This window comes from Microbacterium gorillae (assembly GCF_050990725.1).
In the GTDB taxonomy this organism is placed as follows: Bacteria; Actinomycetota; Actinomycetes; order Actinomycetales; family Microbacteriaceae; genus Microbacterium; species Microbacterium gorillae_A.
In genome coordinates this window covers 4,469,486-4,487,991 of sequence record NZ_CP158844.1, presented here as the reverse complement: position 1 = coordinate 4,487,991, position 18,506 = coordinate 4,469,486, and the positions used below count along the sequence as shown (strand labels likewise).

Sequence of the window (18,506 nt, the reverse complement as noted above, 5' to 3'; positions counted from 1 at the left end):
GAGAGTCTGCTCGGGTGTCGCGTTTCGGGTGCTGTCAGATGCCCAGTGGTCAATGATTGAGGAGATGCCGCGTCCCACGGGCCGTAAGGGCCGCCCGTCCATGGCCGCCAGACTGATGGTCGAGGGAATCGTCGAGCGCTATCGCTCGTGTGCATCTGTCCACGAAGATCCACCAACTCGTCGACGGCAACGGGCGCCCCCTGGTGACTCTGCTCACTCCCGGCCAGGCGAGAACCGGTAGGTCGATTGGACGGCACCAGCGCCGAGTTCCCGCGTCTCGACGAGTTCAGCGGGGACCGGGTGGGGTACCGGGCCGAAAAGGGGAACACCCTCGCCGATCAGCACCGGAACCCGAGTGATGACGATGTCGGAGAGCAGACCTTCAGCCAAGAACGTCTGAACCGTCCGGCCTCCGTCGACGTACGCGCGCTTGATGCCGTCGGCAGCCAGCGCCGCGCGGAGCGTGGCGAGATCCGCGTACACGGTCACACGGGAGCGACCCATCTCGGGCTGCGGTCCGGCCGGTAGCGTGCGTGACAGCACATATACGGGAGTGCCGTCGTAGAGATCGGGACTCTGCTGACGGATCGCGTCATAGCTTGCACGCCCCATCACTAGAGCGTCGATCGATGAGAAGAAGGCGTCGTATCCGTACTCACCGAGACGCTCGTCAAACCACAGAAGCCAGTCCAACTCGCCGTTCGGGCCCGCGATGAAGCCGTCTATGCTGCAACCAAGAAACGCGTGAAAGGAAGTCATCGGGTCAACGTATCGCCGCCCACCGACATCGCCTCGGTAATTGTCGGACACGCCCTAGCCCACTCTCTCAGCGCACGGATCCGATCACCGTCGCCGCCAGGATCCCGAAGAACGCGAGTGCAGGCATCACCACCACGGCCAGGGCGATGAGCACCACCACCCACGCCCGTCCGCTGCATCCGCTGCGCAGGCGTCGGCCGGGTGCGGCAACCCCCGGCGGCTGCAGCACGAACGCGGCGGGTGGCGCCGGGTTTCCCGGTGCGGCGAACGGAACCCCCGCCAGGGGTGCCGGTGCTCCAGTCGACCGCGGCGTGGACGGAATGACAGCGATCCCGCTGCCCGGATGAACCCCGGCCAGGCGCTCGTCACGCCACCGCTCCCATTGCTCGAGCTTGGTGAGCATCGCGTGCACCAGCGAGAACAGCCACGCCCACACCGCGGGATCCATCGAGGGGATGGATCGGTTGGCGTAGAAGAAGATCCAGTTGTCGACCAGCTCCACATCCAGCACGGCAGCCTGCGTCATCAGCCGCAGCATGATGTCGGGCGTGAACAGATACAGCGCATCCGTCTCATATCCCGTCGGGCAGTACAGCGTGAAGAAGCGATCGAAGTCGCCCTCGAGACTCAGTCGCTGATTACGATCCAGGCTGAGGCCGCCGAGCGGGCCGTCGTTCCCCTTGGCGTCCAGCACGATGTTGGGCAGCAGATTGTCCACGCGGATGGCGATGTACCCGCGCCGCACGCGCGTGGAGCTCTTGCCGTTGCTCACCGTGTAGGCGAAGTCGCCGAACTCCACCACCCGCGGGGCCATACCGCGCAGCACGTTTTCGCTGGCGGGATCCGTGCCGTTGCGGCCGCTGAACAGAAGGCCGGGAAGCGGCGGACTCGGGATGTACGGGTGGAACTCCAGGCCGTTCGCGGCGGCGAAGCGCGAGAAGCGGAACCACTGCACGTCCTGCGCTCGGCGAGCGGAACGCACCAGCACCAGGGCGAGCGCGATGATGCCGGCGATGAACGCGGTCATCAGGAGCCCGAAGAAGATCACCGCGGGAAGGATCGACGGCGTCTGCACCGCGCTGATCAGCATCGGAACGAACGCGGAACTGACCAGCGACAGCACGAACGGCCCCAGCGTGGCGAGCAGGATCAACGTGGTCCGCTGCTGTCGCCTGCCGGTGCGGGCGATCAGCGGATCGCGCTCACGGCGAAGCTTGCCCTCGATGCGGGCGGCGTGCTCGTCGACCGGATCGAGAAGCGGGCGGGGATCGAACGGAATGCTCATCACACCACCGCCGTCATCCCGAAGCAGCGGTGATCGGCCACATGGTGCCGGACGCAGTGGTCATCCGTCTTACGCGCTGTTCAAGAAGCACGCCAAAGTCCTCAGCTGCAATCGGAGGGCCAAATGACCTGGCGTCGAACAAGACCGTCATGCAGTCCCCCTTTTGCGCTATGCCGGATTCGATGTGATGATCCATCGTTTCATGGGGAGGAAGGTCACGAGCCTTCGTGATGGAAGGCTGGTGTTTCCACTAGGGTGTGTCTTCTAATTGCCGGGTCCAGGCTATGGCCGCTTGGACGAGGACGGCGGCGCGGTAGACGATGGCGTGTTTGTCGTAGTGGGTCGCGAGGCCGCGCCATTGTTTGACGGCGCAGAATCGGCGCTCGATGGTGTTGCGGTTCCTGTAGTCGTTGTGGTCCAGCCCGATCGGGCGTCCGCCTCGTGAGCCGCGCCGCTTCCGCTGCCGCTTCTGGTCGTCGGGCTCGGGGATCACGGCCTTGATCCCGCGAGAGCGCAGGTGGGTGCGGATCGCGCGAGACGAGTACGCCTTGTCGCCGCGGACTGCATCCGGACGGGTCCTGGGCCTGCCCGTGCCACGGCCACGCGCAGAAGGGACATCAACGGGAGGAACATTGGCGAGTCGCCGACCTGCCCGGGTGGGATCAGCGTTACCAGCGGGAGCCCGTTCCCGTCGACGAGCTGGTGGATCTTCCTCGACAGGCCTCCCTGGGAGCGGCCGATCCCGTGATCAGGCGGCTCGACGCCCGGATTCGTGTAATTCGATCCAGCCCCCCCCCAGTGACGCGAGTCATGTCGTCGCATGCTGATACGTCCGAGCGATGGTGGAGTCCACAGAAAGGGACCAATCGATCAACCTGCCGCGTCCGCCGCGGCGGTCAGCTCCGCGACCACTCGGTCCCAGGCCCCATCGACCGCCATGCGGTGATGCCACGTCCACGCCGTCTGCCACGGCCCGAACACCTCAGGCAGATCACGCCACCGTGATCCCGCACCGATACCGGTAAATGATTCCCTCGTGAATAGTCCACGCATCCGAGAACGGCCTACCCTTCCGCCCCGTCGGACGCGGCAGCATCGACTCGATCAACAACCACTGGGCATCCGACAGCAATTGGAACGCGACACGACTTAAACACTCCCAGCAAACCGCTGATCTATTTATCGGACACGCCCTAGGTCTTGCGGGGGCGGTGAGGGACGAGTATGGTCACCGGCAATGGATACTAGTGCAAGGGGGCACACCATGAATAAGAAGAACAGCAAGGTAGCTGCGGCGATTGCGGCGGTCACTTTCGGTGTAGGAGCGCTCGTGTTGAGCGCGCCGCTCGCGGCGTCAGCCACCCCATACAACTGTTCAACCTCAGTCGGAGGTAGGGACCTGGGGTGGTATGGCGATGCGATCTGTGCCAATGGAAGTGGGCAGTACCGGGCCGTGGCCGACTGCAATGGTGCAGGAGGGCGCGTCTTTGGCCTGTGGGTCACATCAGGGCATCGCTCGTCGGCCTGGTGCGGTTGGTGGGGGGTGAGTAGCGTCTGGGTTCAAGAGCGTTAACGCACAATCAGGGCGGGCGCGACGTCAACACTGTTGGCGTCGCGCCCGCCTTTGTAATTCCCATGGTGATTGACGGCTTTCCACTGTCTCAGTCTCGTCACGATGTGAAAGGGGTGCTTCCTATGAATGCGCTTCAAGGGAGAGGATGACGCAACGGTCGCGCCTGCAGGCCGGCCCCGTACCCGATTTCACAGAGGTAGCAATATATGTCATCGCACAACAAGCGGAGCCGTCTGGTTCTCGCCCTCGGCGTCGTGGGCGCCTCCGCACTGATCCTCGCCGGCTGCACCACCAGCAGCACGGGCGGCAACACCTCCCCCTCGGAGGGAGCTAGCAGTGGTTCCGAGTCGTCGGGCTCTAAGATCGTTGTCGGCACCACCGACAAGATCACCAAGCTCGACCCGGCCGGCTCCTACGACAACGGCTCGTTCGCGGTGATGAATCAGGTGTACCCGTTCCTCATGAACAGCGTGTACGGCACCGCCGAGGTCACGCCGGACATCGCCGAGTCGGGAGAGTTCACCTCCCCCACCGAGTACACGGTCAAGCTCAAGCCGGGACTGAAGTTCGCCAACGGTCACGACCTGAGCTCCTCCGATGTCAAGTTCTCTTTCGATCGCATGGTGAAGATCAAGGATGACAACGGGGCATGGCCGCTTCTTGGCAATCTGGATTCAGTCGCCACCCCCGACGAAACCACCGTCGTCTTCACGCTGAAGAACGGCAACGACCAGATCTGGCCGCTCATCCTCTCCAGCCCCGCCGGCCCCATCGTCGACGAAGAGGTCTTCTCGGCCGACGCGCTCACCGACGATTCCGCCATCGTGGATGGCAAGGCATTCGCCGGCCAGTACACCATCGAGTCGTACAAGTTCAACGAGCTCGTGCAGTACAAGCCCTACGCGGACTATCAGGGCAACCTGGGCAAGCCGGCGAACAGCGGTGTCACCGTGAAGTACTACGCCGACGCCTCCAACCTGAAGCTCGACATCGGCAAGAACGCGATCGACGTCGCCTTCCGCAGCCTGTCGGCCACCGACGTGGAAGACCTCAGCAAGAACGACAAGGTCAAGGTCGTCGACGGTCCCGGCGGAGAGATCCGCTACATCGTCTTCAACTTCGACACCATGCCGTTCGGTGCCAAGGCCGAGGGCGCTGACCCCGCGAAGGCGCTGGCCGTCCGTCAGGCGATGGCGTCGCTCGTCGACCGCCAGGCGCTGGCGACCGACGTCTACAAGGACACCTACAGCCCGCTGTACTCGTTCGTCGCCGAGGGCATGCCCGGCGCCACCGAGCCGCTGAAGGAGCTCTATGGTGACGGCAACGGCGGCCCGTCGCTCGACAAGGCCAAGGAGATCCTCACGGCCGCGGGCGTGACCACCCCGGTGACCCTGAACCTGCAGTACAACGGCGACCACTACGGTCCGTCCTCGGGTGACGAGTACGCCGCGGTGAAGACGCAGCTGGAGGAGGGCGGTCTGTTCACCGTCAACCTGCAGCAGACCGAGTGGGTGCAGTACGCCGAGGACCGCAGCGCGGACGTCTACCCGATGTACCAGCTCGGCTGGTTCCCGGACTACTCCGACCCGGACAACTACCTGTCCCCGTTCTTCACGGCGGACAACTTCCTGAACAACCACTACAACAACACCGAGGTTCAGGAACTGATCACCAAGGAGCAGACCGAGACCGACTCGGCCAAGCGCCTCGAGGAGATCGGCAAGATCCAGGACCTGGTGGCCGCTGACCTCTCCACCCTGCCGCTGCTGCAGGGCAAGCAGGTCGCGATCGTCGGCACCGACGTGGACGGCACGACGCTGGACGCGTCGTTCAAGTTCCGTTACGGACCGCTCACCAAGAAGTGATGACCTGAGGCCGGGGGATCCAGCGTTTCATGCGCTGGGTCCCCCGGTCTCTGTCGCTTCACAGCTAAGGTTCACGCATGGCAACAGTCGTCGCGGACCCCGTCGTGGAGAGTGCTGCCAAAGCGCCCTCCGGCGGGCTCTGGCGGTACATTCTCATCCGCCTCGTCCTGATCATCCCGACCGTGTTCATCCTGGTCACGATGGTCTTCTTCCTCATGCGCCTCACGGGAGACCCGATCACCGCCGCTCTCGGCGGTCGGCTCACCCCGGACGCGTTGCAGGAACGGATTCACCAGGCCGGCTATGACCGACCGGTGATCGTCCAATACCTCGAGTACCTCGGAAACGTCTTCCGTGGTGACTTCGGCACCACGATCACCGACGGCCGTCCGGTCATCGAGATCCTCTTCCTCTACGGCTCGGCGACCCTGGAGCTGGTCATCTACGCGGTGATCGTCTCGCTCCTCATCGGCATCCCGCTCGGACTCATCGCCGCCTATCGGCGGGACAAGTGGCAGGACGCCGTGCTGCGGATCATGGCGATCCTCGCCTACGCCACGCCGATCTTCTTCGTGGGCCTCCTGCTCAAGCTCATCTTCGCGGTGTGGCTGGATGTGCTTCCGGTCGCCGGCCGTGCCAGCACCGACACCGAGCTGCTCATGAGCGGAGTGCAGAACCCCACCGGCATCTACCTGATCGACGCCCTGCGGGTGGGGAGCCTGGATGCGGTGGGTGATCTGCTGCAGCACGCGATCCTCCCGGCGGTCGCGCTCGGCCTGCTCACCGGTGGCGTCTTCCTGCGACTGGTGCGCACCAACGTGATCGGAACGCTCGGTCAGCAGTACGTGACCTCCGGTCGCTCGCGCGGCGTGAGCGAGTCGCGACTGGTCACCAAGCACGCGTTCCGACCCGCACTCATCCCGATCATCACCGTGATGGGCATGCAGATCGCGATGCTTCTGGCCGGCGCGGTGCTCACCGAGACGACCTTCGAGTGGAAGGGCCTTGGCTTCATGCTGGCGTCCTACCTGAAGGCTCGCGACTTCGTGGCCGTGCAGGGAATCGTCGTGATGATCGCCGTGATCGTCGCGTTGACCAACTTCCTCGTGGACGTCGTGGCCGCCATGATCGACCCGAGGGTGAGGTACTGACATGTCCGAGTCCTCTCGCGACCTCCCCACCCCGAAGACCTCCACGCTCGCCGCCATCGCGCCGCAGAAGCGACCGCTGAAGGATCGCCTGCCGGTGATCTCGCAGCTGCGCCAGAGCGTCGGCCTGCAGCGCGGAATGCTGGTGGCCGGTCTGATCATCGTCACGGTGTTCATCCTGATCGCCGTGTTCGCCCCGCTGATCGCCCCCTTCGGGTGGGCGCAGCAGAAGCTGCCCGACGGCACCTCGTTCGGCACCCAGCAGCCGCCGAACGCCACGAACATCCTGGGCACCACCGTTTCCGGCTTCGACGTGTTCTCCCGCGTGATCTGGGGCGCGCAGACCGCCTTCCTCGTTATCGTCGCCGGTATCGTCTGCTCGATCTTCTTGGGCATCGCCCTCGGTCTGATCTCCGGCTACTTCGGCGGGTGGCTGGATCGGATCCTCGTGGTGATCTGTGACGCGATCTACGCCTTCCCGTCGCTGCTGCTGGCGATCGTGATGACTATCGTGATCAGTCGCGGTCAGTCGAACCTCTGGGGTGGTGTGATGGCGACGGCGCTGTCGATCACCGTGGTGTTCGTTCCGCAGTACTTCCGCGTGATCCGTGCCGAGGTGGTGCGTGTGAAGCAGGAGCCGTTCGTGGAGTCCGCGAAGGTCATCGGAGTCCCGACCGGGCGCATCCTGATCCGTCACGTGCTGCGCAACTCGACGCGCTCCCTGCCGGTTGTGATCACCCTGAACGCGTCGGAGTCGATCCTCACCCTGGCCGGACTCGGCTTCCTCGGCTTCGGTATCGAGGCGACGCAGGCGGCCGAGTGGGGCTACGACCTCAACCGTGCCATCGCCGATGTCACGAGCGGCATCTGGTGGACCGGTGTGTTCCCCGGTGTGGCGATCGTGCTGGTGGTGCTCGGCATCACCCTCGTGGGCGAGAGCCTCAACGACCTGAGCGATCCGCGACTGCGCAAGCGTCGTCGCGCGGGAGGTGCAGCATGACCGACATCGCAGAGATCCGCGATCTTCGGGTCACGTTCGCGACAGACGGTGAACCAGTACATGCCATCAACGGCATAGACCTGCAGGCGCATGCCGGCGAGGTCGTCGCCATCGTGGGTGAGTCCGGATCGGGCAAGACGGTGACGGCGAACACGCTCCTCGGACTGCTGCCGGAGACGGCCACCATGTCCGGTGCTGTCGTGATCCGAGGCCGCGACGGCCAGCAGACCGACGTGGTGCACGCCACGCACACGCAGCTGCGTGCCATGCGCGGTCGCGATGCGGCGATGGTGTTCCAGGAACCGTCCACGGCGCTCAACCCGGTGTACACGATCGGGTGGCAGATCATCGAGGGCCTGCGCGCGCACGGCAAGATCAGCCGCAAGGACGCTCGGGCGCAGGCCATCGACATCCTGCGCCGGGTGGGCATCCCGGACCCTGAGCGTCGGGTCGACGACTATCCGCACCAGTTCTCCGGTGGCCAGAAGCAGCGCGTGGTCATCGCCATGGCGCTCGTGCTCAACGCCGGACTGATCATCGCGGACGAGCCGACCACAGCGCTGGATGTCACGGTGCAGGCCGAGATTCTGGATCTCCTGCGTCGCTGCCGCGACCAGTTCGGCGCCACGATCGTGCTGATCACCCACAACATGGGTGTGGTCGCCGATCTCGCCGACCGCGTCATCGTGATGTATCGCGGTGACATCGTGGAGCAGGCACCCGTGCGGGAGCTCTTCGCCGCGCCGCAGCAGGAGTACACGCGGGAGTTGCTTGCCGCGGTTCCGCATGTGGGTCGCGGGAAGTCGGCGACGCAGGATCCGACGCTGGAGGCACCCAGTGCACCGCCGGCCGGGAGTCTCGTCGTCGCCGACAACGTGCAGATCGGATATCCGGGCCGCTTCGGCAGCGCGGGCGTCGTGGCGGTGAAGGGCGCGAGCTTCTGGATCGGGCCCGGTGAGGTTGTGGGCCTGGTCGGTGAGTCCGGCTCCGGCAAGACGACCATCGGTCGCGCCATGGTGGGGCTGACCCAGGTGGTTGGCGGATCTCTCACGGTTCTCGGTCGAGAGATGTTCCACGTGAAACCGCGGCAGCTGCGGGCGCAGCGCGCCGACATCGGGTTCGTGTTCCAGGATCCCGCGACGAGCTTCAATCCGCTGCTGACGATCGCGGACTGCATCGCCGAGCCGCTCGTTGTCCACGGTCGCGCCGGATCGACGTCGGATGCACGAGGCCGGGTGAACGAGCTACTGGACGCTGTGCGCCTGCCCACCAACTTCGGTGACCGCTACCCGCACGAGCTGTCGGGCGGTCAGCGTCAGCGTGCCTCGCTGGCTCGAGCCCTGGCGTTGGACCCGAAGCTGCTCATCGCGGACGAGCCGACGAGCGCCCTGGACGTCTCGGTGCAGGCGAAGGTGCTCGAGCTGTTCGTGCAGCTGCAGAAGGAGCTCGGCTTCGCGTGCCTGTTCATCAGCCATGATCTCGCCGTGATCGACGAGGTCGCCGACCGGATCATCGTGCTGCAGCGCGGAGTGATTCGCGAGCAGGGAACCACATCGCAGGTGCTGAATCATCCCGCCGATCCGTACACGGTGGAGCTGTTGGCCTCGCTTCCGGTGCCGGATCCGGTGGCGCAGGAACAGCGCCGCGCGGACTGGGAGAAGGCTCGCGCCGCATCCCGCAGGGCCTGAGGTTCGCTGTATTCCCGTTTGGGAATACAGTTCCGGCTGTAGCGGAACGGAGGGGCTGACGCGCGCCTTCGCGTCGGCCCCTCTCCTGTTCCGCCGTACTCGCGCTCTGCCGTGGGTTCGTGCGTCATGCCGGGTGGCGTGGGGTGAGACCATCGCGAACAGAGGATATTTCGCCCCGCCGGGCGCTGAAGCCCTGATTCCCTCCTCGTTCGGCGACGATCTCCTCGTTTCGCGACATCGCAAGCCGGCGGTGTGTAGCAGCGGCGTATGCACGGACGCTCGCCCGTGCGCTGACTTTCCGGGCCGGCGTTTCAGGAACCGAGCGACATGAGCCAGCTCACGAAGTCGCTGATCAGCGAGTACAGGCCGAATCCGAGGACGAGGATGCCGCCCACGAGCCACCACCATTCGAACCGTTGGCGAAGGCGACGGCCGGCGGGGGCGACGCCCATCGGCCGGTTGAGCGGATCGGCCGAATCCGGGACGAGGCGATCGTCACGCCACGCCTCCCACTGACGAGCCTTCGCCGTGATGGCCTCGACCGTGGTGAGTAGAGACTGCCAGCGCTGCGGGTCGGTGCTGACCACGTTCTTCGGGGCGCAGAGGTAGAGGGTGTCGTCGACGATCTCCACGTCCAGATCGCGCGCGTGATCCAGCATCACGGCCAGCACGTCGGGCGGGAACAGGTAGAGCGCGTCCCTCTCGTATCCGCTGGGGCAGTACAGCCGAAACGCGTCGGCGAACGGTCCCTCGGGGATCAGTCGCTGATCGGACGTGAGGCCGATCGGGAGGTTCGTGCGTCCGAAGGGTCGATCATTCGCCCGCGCATCCAGCACGATGTGCGGAAGCACGACCCCCAGCTGCACGCGGACATAGTCGGTCTGCCGGATCGTGCGGCTCTTGCCGGTTCCCGTCGTCCCGCGGTAGGTCGCGACCTCGATCGGCGCCGGACCAGGAATCACGGTTCGGTCGAACACATCCTCGACGGCTCCCGGCATCGCGTACATGCCGTGGTACCAGCTCGTCGGCAGCCACGGGTCATAGCGCCAGCCGTTGTCCGCCGCGAAGCGTGAGAGCCGATAGCGGCGCCGATCCTGACGGATGAGCCGGACGCACAGCCACACCCACACCACCAGAACGGTGAGGGGCGCGATCAGCGCGATCGCGATGATGCCGAGGTCCGCCGCGTCTGTATCGCCCGAGAAAAGGTCGTCCACCATCGGCCACACCATGCTGACCATCACGAACGCAAGCAGCACACCGATGAGCACGATGTACTGCGCCCCCGACGCCAGCCGCTTCGGCAACTGAGTGCGCACCGCGCGCGCGTAGCGACGCACATCGCCGAAGCGGATGCGGTCGGTGAGCGCCTGTGTGCGAAGGGTCGAACGGGCGGCTTCATCGTCGTTTCGGGGAACAGACGAGGGGCTCATGGCCATCATCCCGACAGGATATCTGTGCCGACTGACCGTCCCGGAGCGCTCACACGAGGGGGTCGATCCTGTCGGACCGACCCCCTCGCACGAAGAGTGCTCACATCGGCGCGGCGATGTCCTGCAGCACGTCCCACTCCGTGAGCTCCATGGTGGTGGTGATCGGAGTTCCACTCAGGTCGCCGGTGGCGGTGGAGCCCATCACGACCCACTCCGGCGTGACGAAGAAGGTGGCCTCCATGGATACGCCGTTCGCTTCCTGTGTTCCCGAGAGCACGAGGACGTCCGTGCCAGCCTTGTTGTCGGTCCCGGTGACCGTGAGATCCCCCGTCACCTGACCGGCCAGGGTGGTCGGGTCCATCGTGCCGATGGTGACAGCGGCCTGCGACAAGCCGGCCTCGATGGGGTCGGTGGAGTTCGGATCGCCCGGCTTCCATTCCCCGCCGCCCACCCGGATATAGGTCTTCCCGTCGATGCTGATGACGTCACCCATGGGTGTCGCGGTGGAGAAGGCGCTGACCTGACCTTCGGTGAGGTTGATGCGGGTGGTGCTGGACATGCCCATGACATCGCTGGTGGCGGCGTACCCCTTGGCCTGGGACATGGCGCCGGCGACGCAGGAGGTGAACTGCTCGCGGTCGACGGTCTGTCCCGCCGTCAGCGGAGCGCAGTCGGCGGTGTTCGCCGACGTATCCTCGGACGTCGTGTCGCCCGCGGGCTCATCGGTCGCCTTCGGCTGCGAGGCAGTCGACTCCTGCGATGAGTCGACTGGACTCGAAGCCGGGCTGGACGAGCACCCGGCGAGAGTCAATGCCGCGAGGAGCATGAACCCCGAGGCGATTCTGGATGTGGTCGCGCGCATATGCGTCTCCGTTCATTCGAGCGTCGCCGAAGCGTCGCCCCCCTGTATCGAATGCGGTGTCCCGGAGGTTCACCGATCGGTGGGATGCTGGTCGACGTGGTTATCACGCTCGTTCCTGCCGCCCCCGACGACGTCGATTATGTCATCGACCTCAAGGCGAGAGTCCTGAGAGCAGATCTCGAGCGCGCGGTCGGCGCGTGGAACCCGCTCCGGTCTGCGGAGCGCGTTCGCGACCACTTCTCCCCGGCGTGGACGCGGATCGTGTGGGATGGAGACGAACGAGTCGGAACCATCACAATGCGTCCGGAGGACGCGGTGATCTGGCTCGAGATGTTCTACCTGGAGCCCACCGCGCAGGGACGGGGCATCGGCTCCGCGGTGCTGAGCCGTGTGCTCGCGGAAACGGGTTCGCGCGATATCCACCTTCAGGTGCTCGACGGATCTGCCGCCCGGCGGCTCTACGAGCGGCATGGCTTCGGGCTGGTGAGCGCGGACGGCATCGACGATGTTCTGGTGCGCCCCGCACGTCCGCTCGATACGGAGCAACCTCACGGCGACAAAACAGCGCTCGCCGGGATTGCCGTGCTGGACTGAGCGGGTGCGCAGCGAACACCACACCCCGGTGCTCGTGATTCGACGCGACACGGAGGTCGACGTCGCGTGGTGAGCTCAACCGATCGGCGCTCACAGAAGCCGCGCACGCGTCGCCTCACGAAGAAGCAGCGCGCGGCGCGTCGCGAGTGGCAGGTGCGCGGAGTCATTCTCGCGGCGATCGTCGGGATCGTGGGGATGACGGGAGCGATCATCGCCGCCACTCCCCCGGCACCCGTCCTGCCGGACGTGGCGAGCGTCAGCGTCAACCCGTCCGCGGTACCGGAGATGACGGTCGACGGCTACGACCACGAGCAGCTGGTCAACGCCGCGGTCATCATCGACGTGGGAAACCAGCTGGGACTCGGCCCGCGCGACCAGGCGATTGCGGTGATGACCGCGATGGGCGAGTCCAGCCTCCGCAACATCGACTACGGCGATTGGGAGACCTCGCAGCGGACCAATCCCGACGGATCGCCGACCTCATCGCTCGGACTGTTCCAGCAGCAGGACTGGTGGGGCACGCGCGACGAGCGATTGGATCCGCCCACCAGCGCGCACCTCTTCTATGCCGCACTCCTGCGCAAAGTTCCGGATCGCGACGCCCTGGAGCCCACCGTGGTCGCGCATCTCGTGCAGGTGAACAGTGACGAGCAGCATTACGCGAAGTACTGGGAATCGGCGGTCGCCGTGGTCGCCGCGCTCGCGCAACCCTGACATCGGGCTCATCGCACGCGAATATGGAACTCGTTCCCGCGCGATGAGGAATACCAGGTGTGAACACTGACAGCGAGATCCTGAGCCGGTCGCAAGACGAACCCGGCGCCTTCGCCGAGCTCTTCGAACGACATGCTGCCGCGATCGGCGGATACGCGCGTCGCCGTGTGGGCGCGGATGCGGCCGACGACGTGCTGAGCGAGACCTTTCTCGTCGCGTTCCGCCGCAGGGCCAGCTTCGATCGCGAGGCGACATCGGCGCGACCCTGGCTGCTGGGGATCGCGACACGCGTCATCCATCGGCTGCGACGCGTCGAGGCGCGGCAGTGGCGGTTGGGATTCGGGGAGGCGGAGACCGTGTCGTCTCACGAGTCGCGAGCGGATGCCCAGCTGGATGCTGCATCGGCCCTCCGGCGGCTCGCTCCGCGGATCGCAGCACTGTCACAGCGAGAGCGCGACGTGCTGTTTCTCTACGCCTGGGAAGAACTCACCTACGAGCAGATCGCGTCCGCGCTCAACGTTCCGGTGGGAACGGTCCGCTCTCGGCTCAGTCGTGTTCGCCAGAAACTCGGACCGCCCGATTCTCGGGGACCCGGACGAGTGACATGGATTGCGAAGGAGGAAGCGAATGTCGTGGGTGGATGAGGTCCGCACGGTGCGGACGGATGAGACGCAGGTGACCGAGGCGCAGCTGGCTACGGCGCGGCGCGCGCTTCAGCGGGAGATCGATCGGACGGCGTCGGGCGGCCGCTCGCGTTCGCGGCAACCGCGTTCTCGTCGGCTGGGTCTGAGCCTCGGGCTCGGCGGTGTCGGTGTGGCGGGAGCGCTCGCGGTGGTCGGGATCGTCGCGGGGAGCGTGTTCGCGCCGGTGCCGAGCCCGGATGCAGCGGCGGCCGAAGTGTTCCTGCAGGCGCAGGAGTCGGTGCTCGAAGGCATCGGCGCGGCGGACGTGACGCTGGAGCCCGGACAGTACCTGCGGGTGGAGCAGGTGACTGAACAGCTCCACACGGACGGCACTCAGAATGGGGCTGCTGCAGAGAAGGCAGGCTTCTTGCAGCGGCAAGTGAGCGTGCTCTACGTGCCGGCCGATCGAAGCGACGACTGGATCGTCCAGGCGGATGCTTCGGAAGTGGTCGCGCTCTATGGCGACGATGCGGAGGCCTTCACGGCCAACGTGTTGAGCGAAGGGTTGAGTCAGGACTCTCTTAGGTCATACCCGAGCGGCATGGACAACGGACAGCCGATCGACAGGTACCGCAACGACTACGACACGATGCCCCGGGATCCGGATGAGCTCCTGGAGTGGTTCAGCGCGCGTGCTCCCGGTTACGCGGGTTTCGCGATCACCAACGCCCTGTTCCAGAATCTGCCGCCGGCGGATGTTCGCGCCGCGATGCTCGGGGCGCTGGCTCGTGTCCCTGGTTACACGTTGGTGTCTCGTGAAGGCGACATCGCCGTTCTTCAGGAAGCATCCCGGTCCGATGGGCCGGAGGCGAATCCGACCCTGTTGACCATCGACACCTCCACGGGCCAGATCGTGCGATTCACCAATCCGCAACAGCATCCGAGCAGCGTGGTGCCGGCGGACATCCCCGAGCAGGTGATCAGCTTCACCACCTCGATCGTGGACGAGGCACCCACGCCGCAGTAGGCGCCGAGCGAACGTCCCGGGTCCCTGTGCAGACCCGGGGCGTTCCGCGTGCATCCATACGGTAGGCTGTTGTGGTTGCCTGGGCTCAGTCTGCCCGGGCACGTGCAACACACCCTCCTGCCGCGGAGAAAGTCTTCGCGGCCGATTAGTCCGAAGGAGGTGGGTCTGTGACGCACCAGTACGAACTCATGGTGATCCTTCACCCCGAGCTCGACGAGCGCCAGGTGGCCCCCAACCTCGACAAGTTCCTGAAGGTCATCACGAACGATGGTGGCTCGATCGACAAGGTCGACGTCTGGGGCAAGCGCCGTCTTGCATACGAGATCCAGAAGAAGAACGAGGGCATCTACGCCGTCGTTGACTTCACCGCGACCAGCGAGGCCACGCTGGAGCTCGACCGTCAGCTGAAGCTGAGCGAGCTCGTCATGCGCACCAAGGTGCTGCGTGCCGAAGAGGCGATCGCTCAGGTCGCTGCCGAGGCCAAGCGCGCCGAGGAGAAGGCCGCTCGCAAGCCTAAGGCTCCGAAGAAGGACGCGTAATCACGATGGCCGGCGAAACGATCATCACCGTCGTGGGTAACCTCACGGCAGACCCCGAGCTGCGTTACACGCAGAACGGCCTGCCGGTGGCGAACTTCACGATCGCCTCGACCCCGCGTACGTTCGACCGTCAGGCGAACGAGTGGAAGGACGGCGAAGCGCTGTTCCTGCGTGCGAGCGTGTGGCGTGAGTTCGCCGAGCACGTCGCCGGGTCGCTGACGAAGGGCTCGCGCGTCATCGCGACGGGTCGCCTGAAGCAGCGCTCCTACCAGGACCGCGAGGGCCAGAACCGCACGGCGATCGAGCTGGAGGTCGACGAGATCGGCCCCTCGCTGCGCTACGCGACGGCCCAGGTCACCCGTGCAGCCTCGTCCGGCGGTGCCGGCGGAGGCTTCGGTGGTGGCGGCGGCCAGAGCCGCCCCCAGCAGCAGGTCTCGGACGAGCCCTGGTCGACCCCGGGTTCCTCGGGTGGCGACGGCTGGGCAGCTCCCGGCGCCTACGGCGACGACACCCCGTTCTGATTCGCCTTCGGGCACACATTCTCGATAAGGAAAAACCATGGCTGGAAAGTCGAGCGGCGACCGCCGCAAGCCGCGGAAGGGCGCGAAGAACGCCGCTCCCGCGAAGTCGATCCGGGTTGGCGTCATTGACTACAAGGACGTCGCAACCCTTCGCAAGTTCATCTCGGAGCGTGGAAAGATCCGCGCCCGTCGTATCACCGGTGTCTCGGTTCAGGAGCAGCGTCTGATCGCCAAGGCGATCAAGAACGCACGCGAGATGGCTCTCCTGCCCTACGCCGGCGCTGGCCGCTAAGGAGCACCGGAATGGCAAAGCTGATTCTCACGAATGAGGTCGCCGGGCTCGGTAGCGCCGGTGACGTTGTCGAGGTCAAGAACGGGTACGCCCGTAACTACCTCGTTCCCCAGGGATTCGCCGTCAACTGGACGCGTGGTGGCGAGAAGCAGGTTGCTTCGATCCAGGCCGCTCGCCAGGCTCGTGCGATCCACGACCACGATGAGGCCGTCGCGCTGAAGAACAGCATCGAGTCCGCCAAGGTCCGTGTTGCTGTCAAGGCCGGTGCCGAGGGTCGTCTGTTCGGTTCGGTGAAGACCGAGACCATCGCGAACGCCGTCGAGGCTGCTGGCCTGGGCAAGATCGACAAGCGCAAGGTGCACATCACCTCTGTGATCAAGTCGACGGGCGAGCACGAGGCCACCGTTCGTCTCACCGACGACGTGACCGCGGTCATCACCCTTCAGGTTGTCGCTGCCAAGTAAGCAGCAACGCCGCAGCAGCGCCTCTTCTCCTTCGGGAGGAGGGGCGCTGCTGCTGTGTTCGGGGTGGCGTGGGACGCCGCTTCCGCTCGCGTCTGGTCGAGCGCGTGTCGCGAAACGAGGGCATTGTCGCGAGCGGAGGACGAGAACTGCAGCCGGGCCCTCAGACGGGCGAAATCTCCTCGTTTCACGGCACCCGCAGGGTGCTCACGGGCGAGCGGTGGTTAACATGCCGCACCGCTCATACGAGCAGGATCTTGCGACGGTTATCCCCCGGTTTGTACACAGGGCGCGCCCGGCCTGCGTTAACATTCAACAGGTACTTCAAGATTCTTTCCCCAGATCGGCTGTGGACGACAAAAGCCCAGGTTGATTCGCATAAAAAAGTTGGCAATCCACAAGTTATCCCCAGTTCTCCCCAGGGTTTGTCCACAGTTCGAACGGCGTTTCACGCAGCCTCTCCACAGAGTTATCCACAGGGGCATTTGACCTGTGGAGGAGCGGGTCATAGCGTGAGTTCACGACCGGATCTCATCCTCGCGCGCGGGCCCCGCACCTCTCGATCCCAGAGGGATGTCGGAGGCCCGTGATCTGATGCTGGGAAGCGAGTTCGGTCGGAACCGACGGCGAGCATCATCCGTCGTATCGTTGCGCCCTGCGCGGGGAAGGAGTGCGTGTGTCCATTGCCGACATCACGGAAGACCGGATGGGCGGGGCTCCGCGTCCCGAGCGCACTCCGCCGCACGACTTCCTTGCCGAGCAGTCCACACTGGGCGGCATGCTGCTGTCGAAGGACGCGGTCGCCGATGTCATCGAGACGCTGCGCGGCACCGACTTCTACATCCCCAAGCACGAGGTCATCTACGAGGCGATCCTCTCGCTGTACTCGCACGGTGAGCCGACTGACGTCGTCGCCGTCACGGATGAGCTCATCAAGACCGGTGATCTGCAGCGGGCCGGGGGAGCGGACTACCTTCACACGCTGACCTCCATCGTTCCGACGGCGGCCAACGCGGGCTACTACGGCAGCATCGTGGCCGAGCGCGCTCTGCTGCGCCGCCTCGTCGATGCCGGCACTCGCATCGTGCAGATGGGCTATGCCGGTGAGGGTGACGCGACCGAGATCGTCAACAGCGCTCAGGCGGAGATCTACGGCGTCACGGGCCAGCAGACCGCCGAGGACTATGTGCCGCTGACCATCGCCGTCGACGCCGCCGTTGAGGAGATCGAGGCCGCCCGAGGCCGTGACGGCCAGATGACCGGAATCCCGACGGGCTTCCGCGAGCTCGACGAACTCACCAACGGTCTGCACGGTGGCCAGATGATCGTGGTCGCCGCGCGTCCTGCCATGGGAAAGTCGACCCTCGCGCTCGACTTCGCGCGGGCCGCGGCCATCAAGCACGAGATGCCCACCATCTTCTTCTCCCTCGAAATGGGTCGCGCCGAGATCGCTATGCGTCTGCTGAGTGCGGAGGGCGGCATCATGCTGCAGAACCTCCGCAAGGGCATGATGGACAACCGCGACTGGACGCAGGTGGCGGCCACTCGCGGTCGCATCAACGACGCCCCCCTCTACATCGACGACAGCCCTAACATGACGCTCGTCGAGATCCGCGCCAAGTGCCGTCGCCTCAAGCAGCGTGTGGGTCTGCGCATGGTGGTCATCGACTACCTCCAGCTCATGACCAGCGGCAAGCGTGTCGAGTCCCGTCAGCAGGAGGTCTCGGAGTTCTCGCGTGCCCTGAAGCTGCTCGCCAAGGAGCTGCAGGTTCCCGTCATCGCCCTGTCACAGCTGAACCGTGGTCCTGAGCAGCGCCAGGACAAGAAGCCCGCCATCAGCGACCTGCGTGAGTCCGGCTCGATCGAGCAGGACGCCGACATGGTCATCCTGCTGCACCGCGAGTCCGCCTACGACAAGGACGTGCGCCCGGGCGAGGCCGACCTCATCGTGGCCAAGCACCGTAACGGCCCCACGGCGACCGTGCCCGTGGCGTTCCAGGGCCACTACTCCCGCTTCACCGACATGGCGCCGGGTGAGGCCCCCGGCGGCCCCGGTCCCGACGACGGCGGCGGCTTCGACTGACGGCAACTCGTGCTTCCTAGGGATCAGGCGGGTATCACC

17 protein-coding genes and 2 pseudogenes are annotated in these 18,506 nt (G+C 65.5%); 14 read left to right on the top strand and 5 right to left on the bottom strand.

Features of this window, described 5'->3' with window-relative positions:
- Positions 1-143: 143 nt before the first annotated feature.
- Positions 144-230 (top strand): annotated as a pseudogene (locus ABTV68_RS20640) (IS5/IS1182 family transposase); the annotation flags it as partial.
- On the opposite strand, the gene ABTV68_RS20635 reads toward ABTV68_RS20640, so the two are convergent.
- From ABTV68_RS20635 to ABTV68_RS20625, 3 genes and pseudogenes are all read right to left on the bottom strand, one after another.
- On the bottom strand, positions 214-759 hold the full coding sequence (locus tag ABTV68_RS20635) for a dihydrofolate reductase family protein (RefSeq protein ID WP_433675533.1): 546 nt from the start codon (positions 757-759) through the stop codon (positions 214-216). The pseudogene ABTV68_RS20640 and the gene ABTV68_RS20635 sit on opposite strands and share 17 nt — an antisense overlap.
- A 67-nt stretch (positions 760-826) precedes the next feature.
- On the bottom strand, positions 827-2,044 hold the full coding sequence (locus ABTV68_RS20630) for a hypothetical protein (RefSeq protein ID WP_433675532.1): 1,218 nt from the start codon (positions 2,042-2,044) through the stop codon (positions 827-829).
- A 250-nt stretch (positions 2,045-2,294) separates the two neighbouring features.
- Positions 2,295-3,140 (bottom strand): annotated as a pseudogene (locus tag ABTV68_RS20625) (IS5 family transposase).
- Positions 3,141-3,823: 683 nt separating this feature from the next.
- On the opposite strand from ABTV68_RS20625, the gene ABTV68_RS20620 reads away from it, so the two are divergent.
- The 4 genes from ABTV68_RS20620 (at position 3,824) to ABTV68_RS20605 (ending at position 9,318) form a co-directional block, all read left to right on the top strand.
- On the top strand, positions 3,824-5,482 hold the full coding sequence (locus ABTV68_RS20620; RefSeq protein WP_433675531.1) for an ABC transporter substrate-binding protein: 1,659 nt from the start codon (positions 3,824-3,826) through the stop codon (positions 5,480-5,482).
- A 77-nt stretch (positions 5,483-5,559) separates the two neighbouring features.
- Positions 5,560-6,633 carry an ABC transporter permease gene (locus ABTV68_RS20615; protein ID WP_433675530.1) on the top strand — a complete coding sequence of 358 codons (1,074 nt, stop codon included), beginning with the start codon at positions 5,560-5,562 and terminating at the stop codon, positions 6,631-6,633.
- Between the two features lies 1 nt (position 6,634).
- Positions 6,635-7,630 carry an ABC transporter permease gene (locus ABTV68_RS20610; protein WP_433675529.1) on the top strand — a complete coding sequence of 332 codons (996 nt, stop codon included), beginning with the start codon at positions 6,635-6,637 and terminating at the stop codon, positions 7,628-7,630.
- Complete coding sequence (locus ABTV68_RS20605) at positions 7,627-9,318, top strand: dipeptide ABC transporter ATP-binding protein (protein ID WP_433675528.1); 1,692 nt, start codon at positions 7,627-7,629, stop codon at positions 9,316-9,318. The genes ABTV68_RS20610 and ABTV68_RS20605 overlap by 4 nt, the downstream gene beginning before the upstream one ends.
- A 311-nt stretch (positions 9,319-9,629) precedes the next feature.
- On the opposite strand, the gene ABTV68_RS20600 is transcribed toward ABTV68_RS20605, so the two are convergent.
- Together ABTV68_RS20600 and ABTV68_RS20595 are read right to left on the bottom strand one after the other, a co-directional pair.
- Complete coding sequence (locus ABTV68_RS20600; RefSeq protein ID WP_433675527.1) at positions 9,630-10,760, bottom strand: hypothetical protein; 1,131 nt, start codon at positions 10,758-10,760, stop codon at positions 9,630-9,632.
- A 91-nt stretch (positions 10,761-10,851) separates the two neighbouring features.
- A complete protein-coding gene (locus tag ABTV68_RS20595) occupies positions 10,852-11,613 on the bottom strand; it encodes a hypothetical protein (RefSeq protein WP_433675526.1) in 762 nt (253 codons plus the stop codon).
- Between the two features lie 96 nt (positions 11,614-11,709).
- On the opposite strand from ABTV68_RS20595, the gene ABTV68_RS20590 reads away from it, so the two are divergent.
- The 9 genes from ABTV68_RS20590 to dnaB all read left to right on the top strand — a co-directional run bounded on the left by ABTV68_RS20590 (position 11,710) and on the right by dnaB (position 18,467).
- A complete protein-coding gene (locus ABTV68_RS20590; protein ID WP_433675525.1) occupies positions 11,710-12,207 on the top strand; it encodes a GNAT family N-acetyltransferase in 498 nt (165 codons plus the stop codon).
- Between the two features lie 66 nt (positions 12,208-12,273).
- On the top strand, positions 12,274-12,921 hold the full coding sequence (locus ABTV68_RS20585) for a peptidase M23 (RefSeq protein WP_433675524.1): 648 nt from the start codon (positions 12,274-12,276) through the stop codon (positions 12,919-12,921).
- A gap of 59 nt (positions 12,922-12,980) precedes the next feature.
- A complete protein-coding gene (locus ABTV68_RS20580) occupies positions 12,981-13,565 on the top strand; it encodes an RNA polymerase sigma factor (RefSeq protein ID WP_433675523.1) in 585 nt (194 codons plus the stop codon).
- The gene (locus ABTV68_RS20575; RefSeq protein WP_433675522.1) at positions 13,549-14,571 is read left to right on the top strand and encodes a hypothetical protein; all 1,023 of its coding nucleotides are present in this window, start codon (positions 13,549-13,551) and stop codon (positions 14,569-14,571) included. The genes ABTV68_RS20580 and ABTV68_RS20575 overlap by 17 nt, the downstream gene beginning before the upstream one ends.
- A gap of 167 nt (positions 14,572-14,738) precedes the next feature.
- Entirely contained in the window at positions 14,739-15,110 is a 372-nt protein-coding gene (gene rpsF, locus ABTV68_RS20570) for a 30S ribosomal protein S6 (protein ID WP_231092782.1), read from the top strand.
- A 5-nt stretch (positions 15,111-15,115) separates the two neighbouring features.
- Complete coding sequence (locus ABTV68_RS20565; RefSeq protein ID WP_402845019.1) at positions 15,116-15,631, top strand: single-stranded DNA-binding protein; 516 nt, start codon at positions 15,116-15,118, stop codon at positions 15,629-15,631.
- A gap of 37 nt (positions 15,632-15,668) precedes the next feature.
- Positions 15,669-15,923 (top strand): 30S ribosomal protein S18, encoded by a 255-nt coding sequence (gene rpsR, locus ABTV68_RS20560; RefSeq protein WP_040168021.1) that lies wholly within the window; start codon positions 15,669-15,671, stop codon positions 15,921-15,923.
- Positions 15,924-15,934: 11 nt separating this feature from the next.
- On the top strand, positions 15,935-16,387 hold the full coding sequence (gene rplI / locus ABTV68_RS20555) for a 50S ribosomal protein L9 (RefSeq protein WP_433675521.1): 453 nt from the start codon (positions 15,935-15,937) through the stop codon (positions 16,385-16,387).
- 703 nt (positions 16,388-17,090) lie between these two features.
- Positions 17,091-18,467 (top strand): replicative DNA helicase, encoded by a 1,377-nt coding sequence (gene dnaB / locus ABTV68_RS20550; protein WP_433677659.1) that lies wholly within the window; start codon positions 17,091-17,093, stop codon positions 18,465-18,467.
- Positions 18,468-18,506 lie beyond the last annotated feature (39 nt).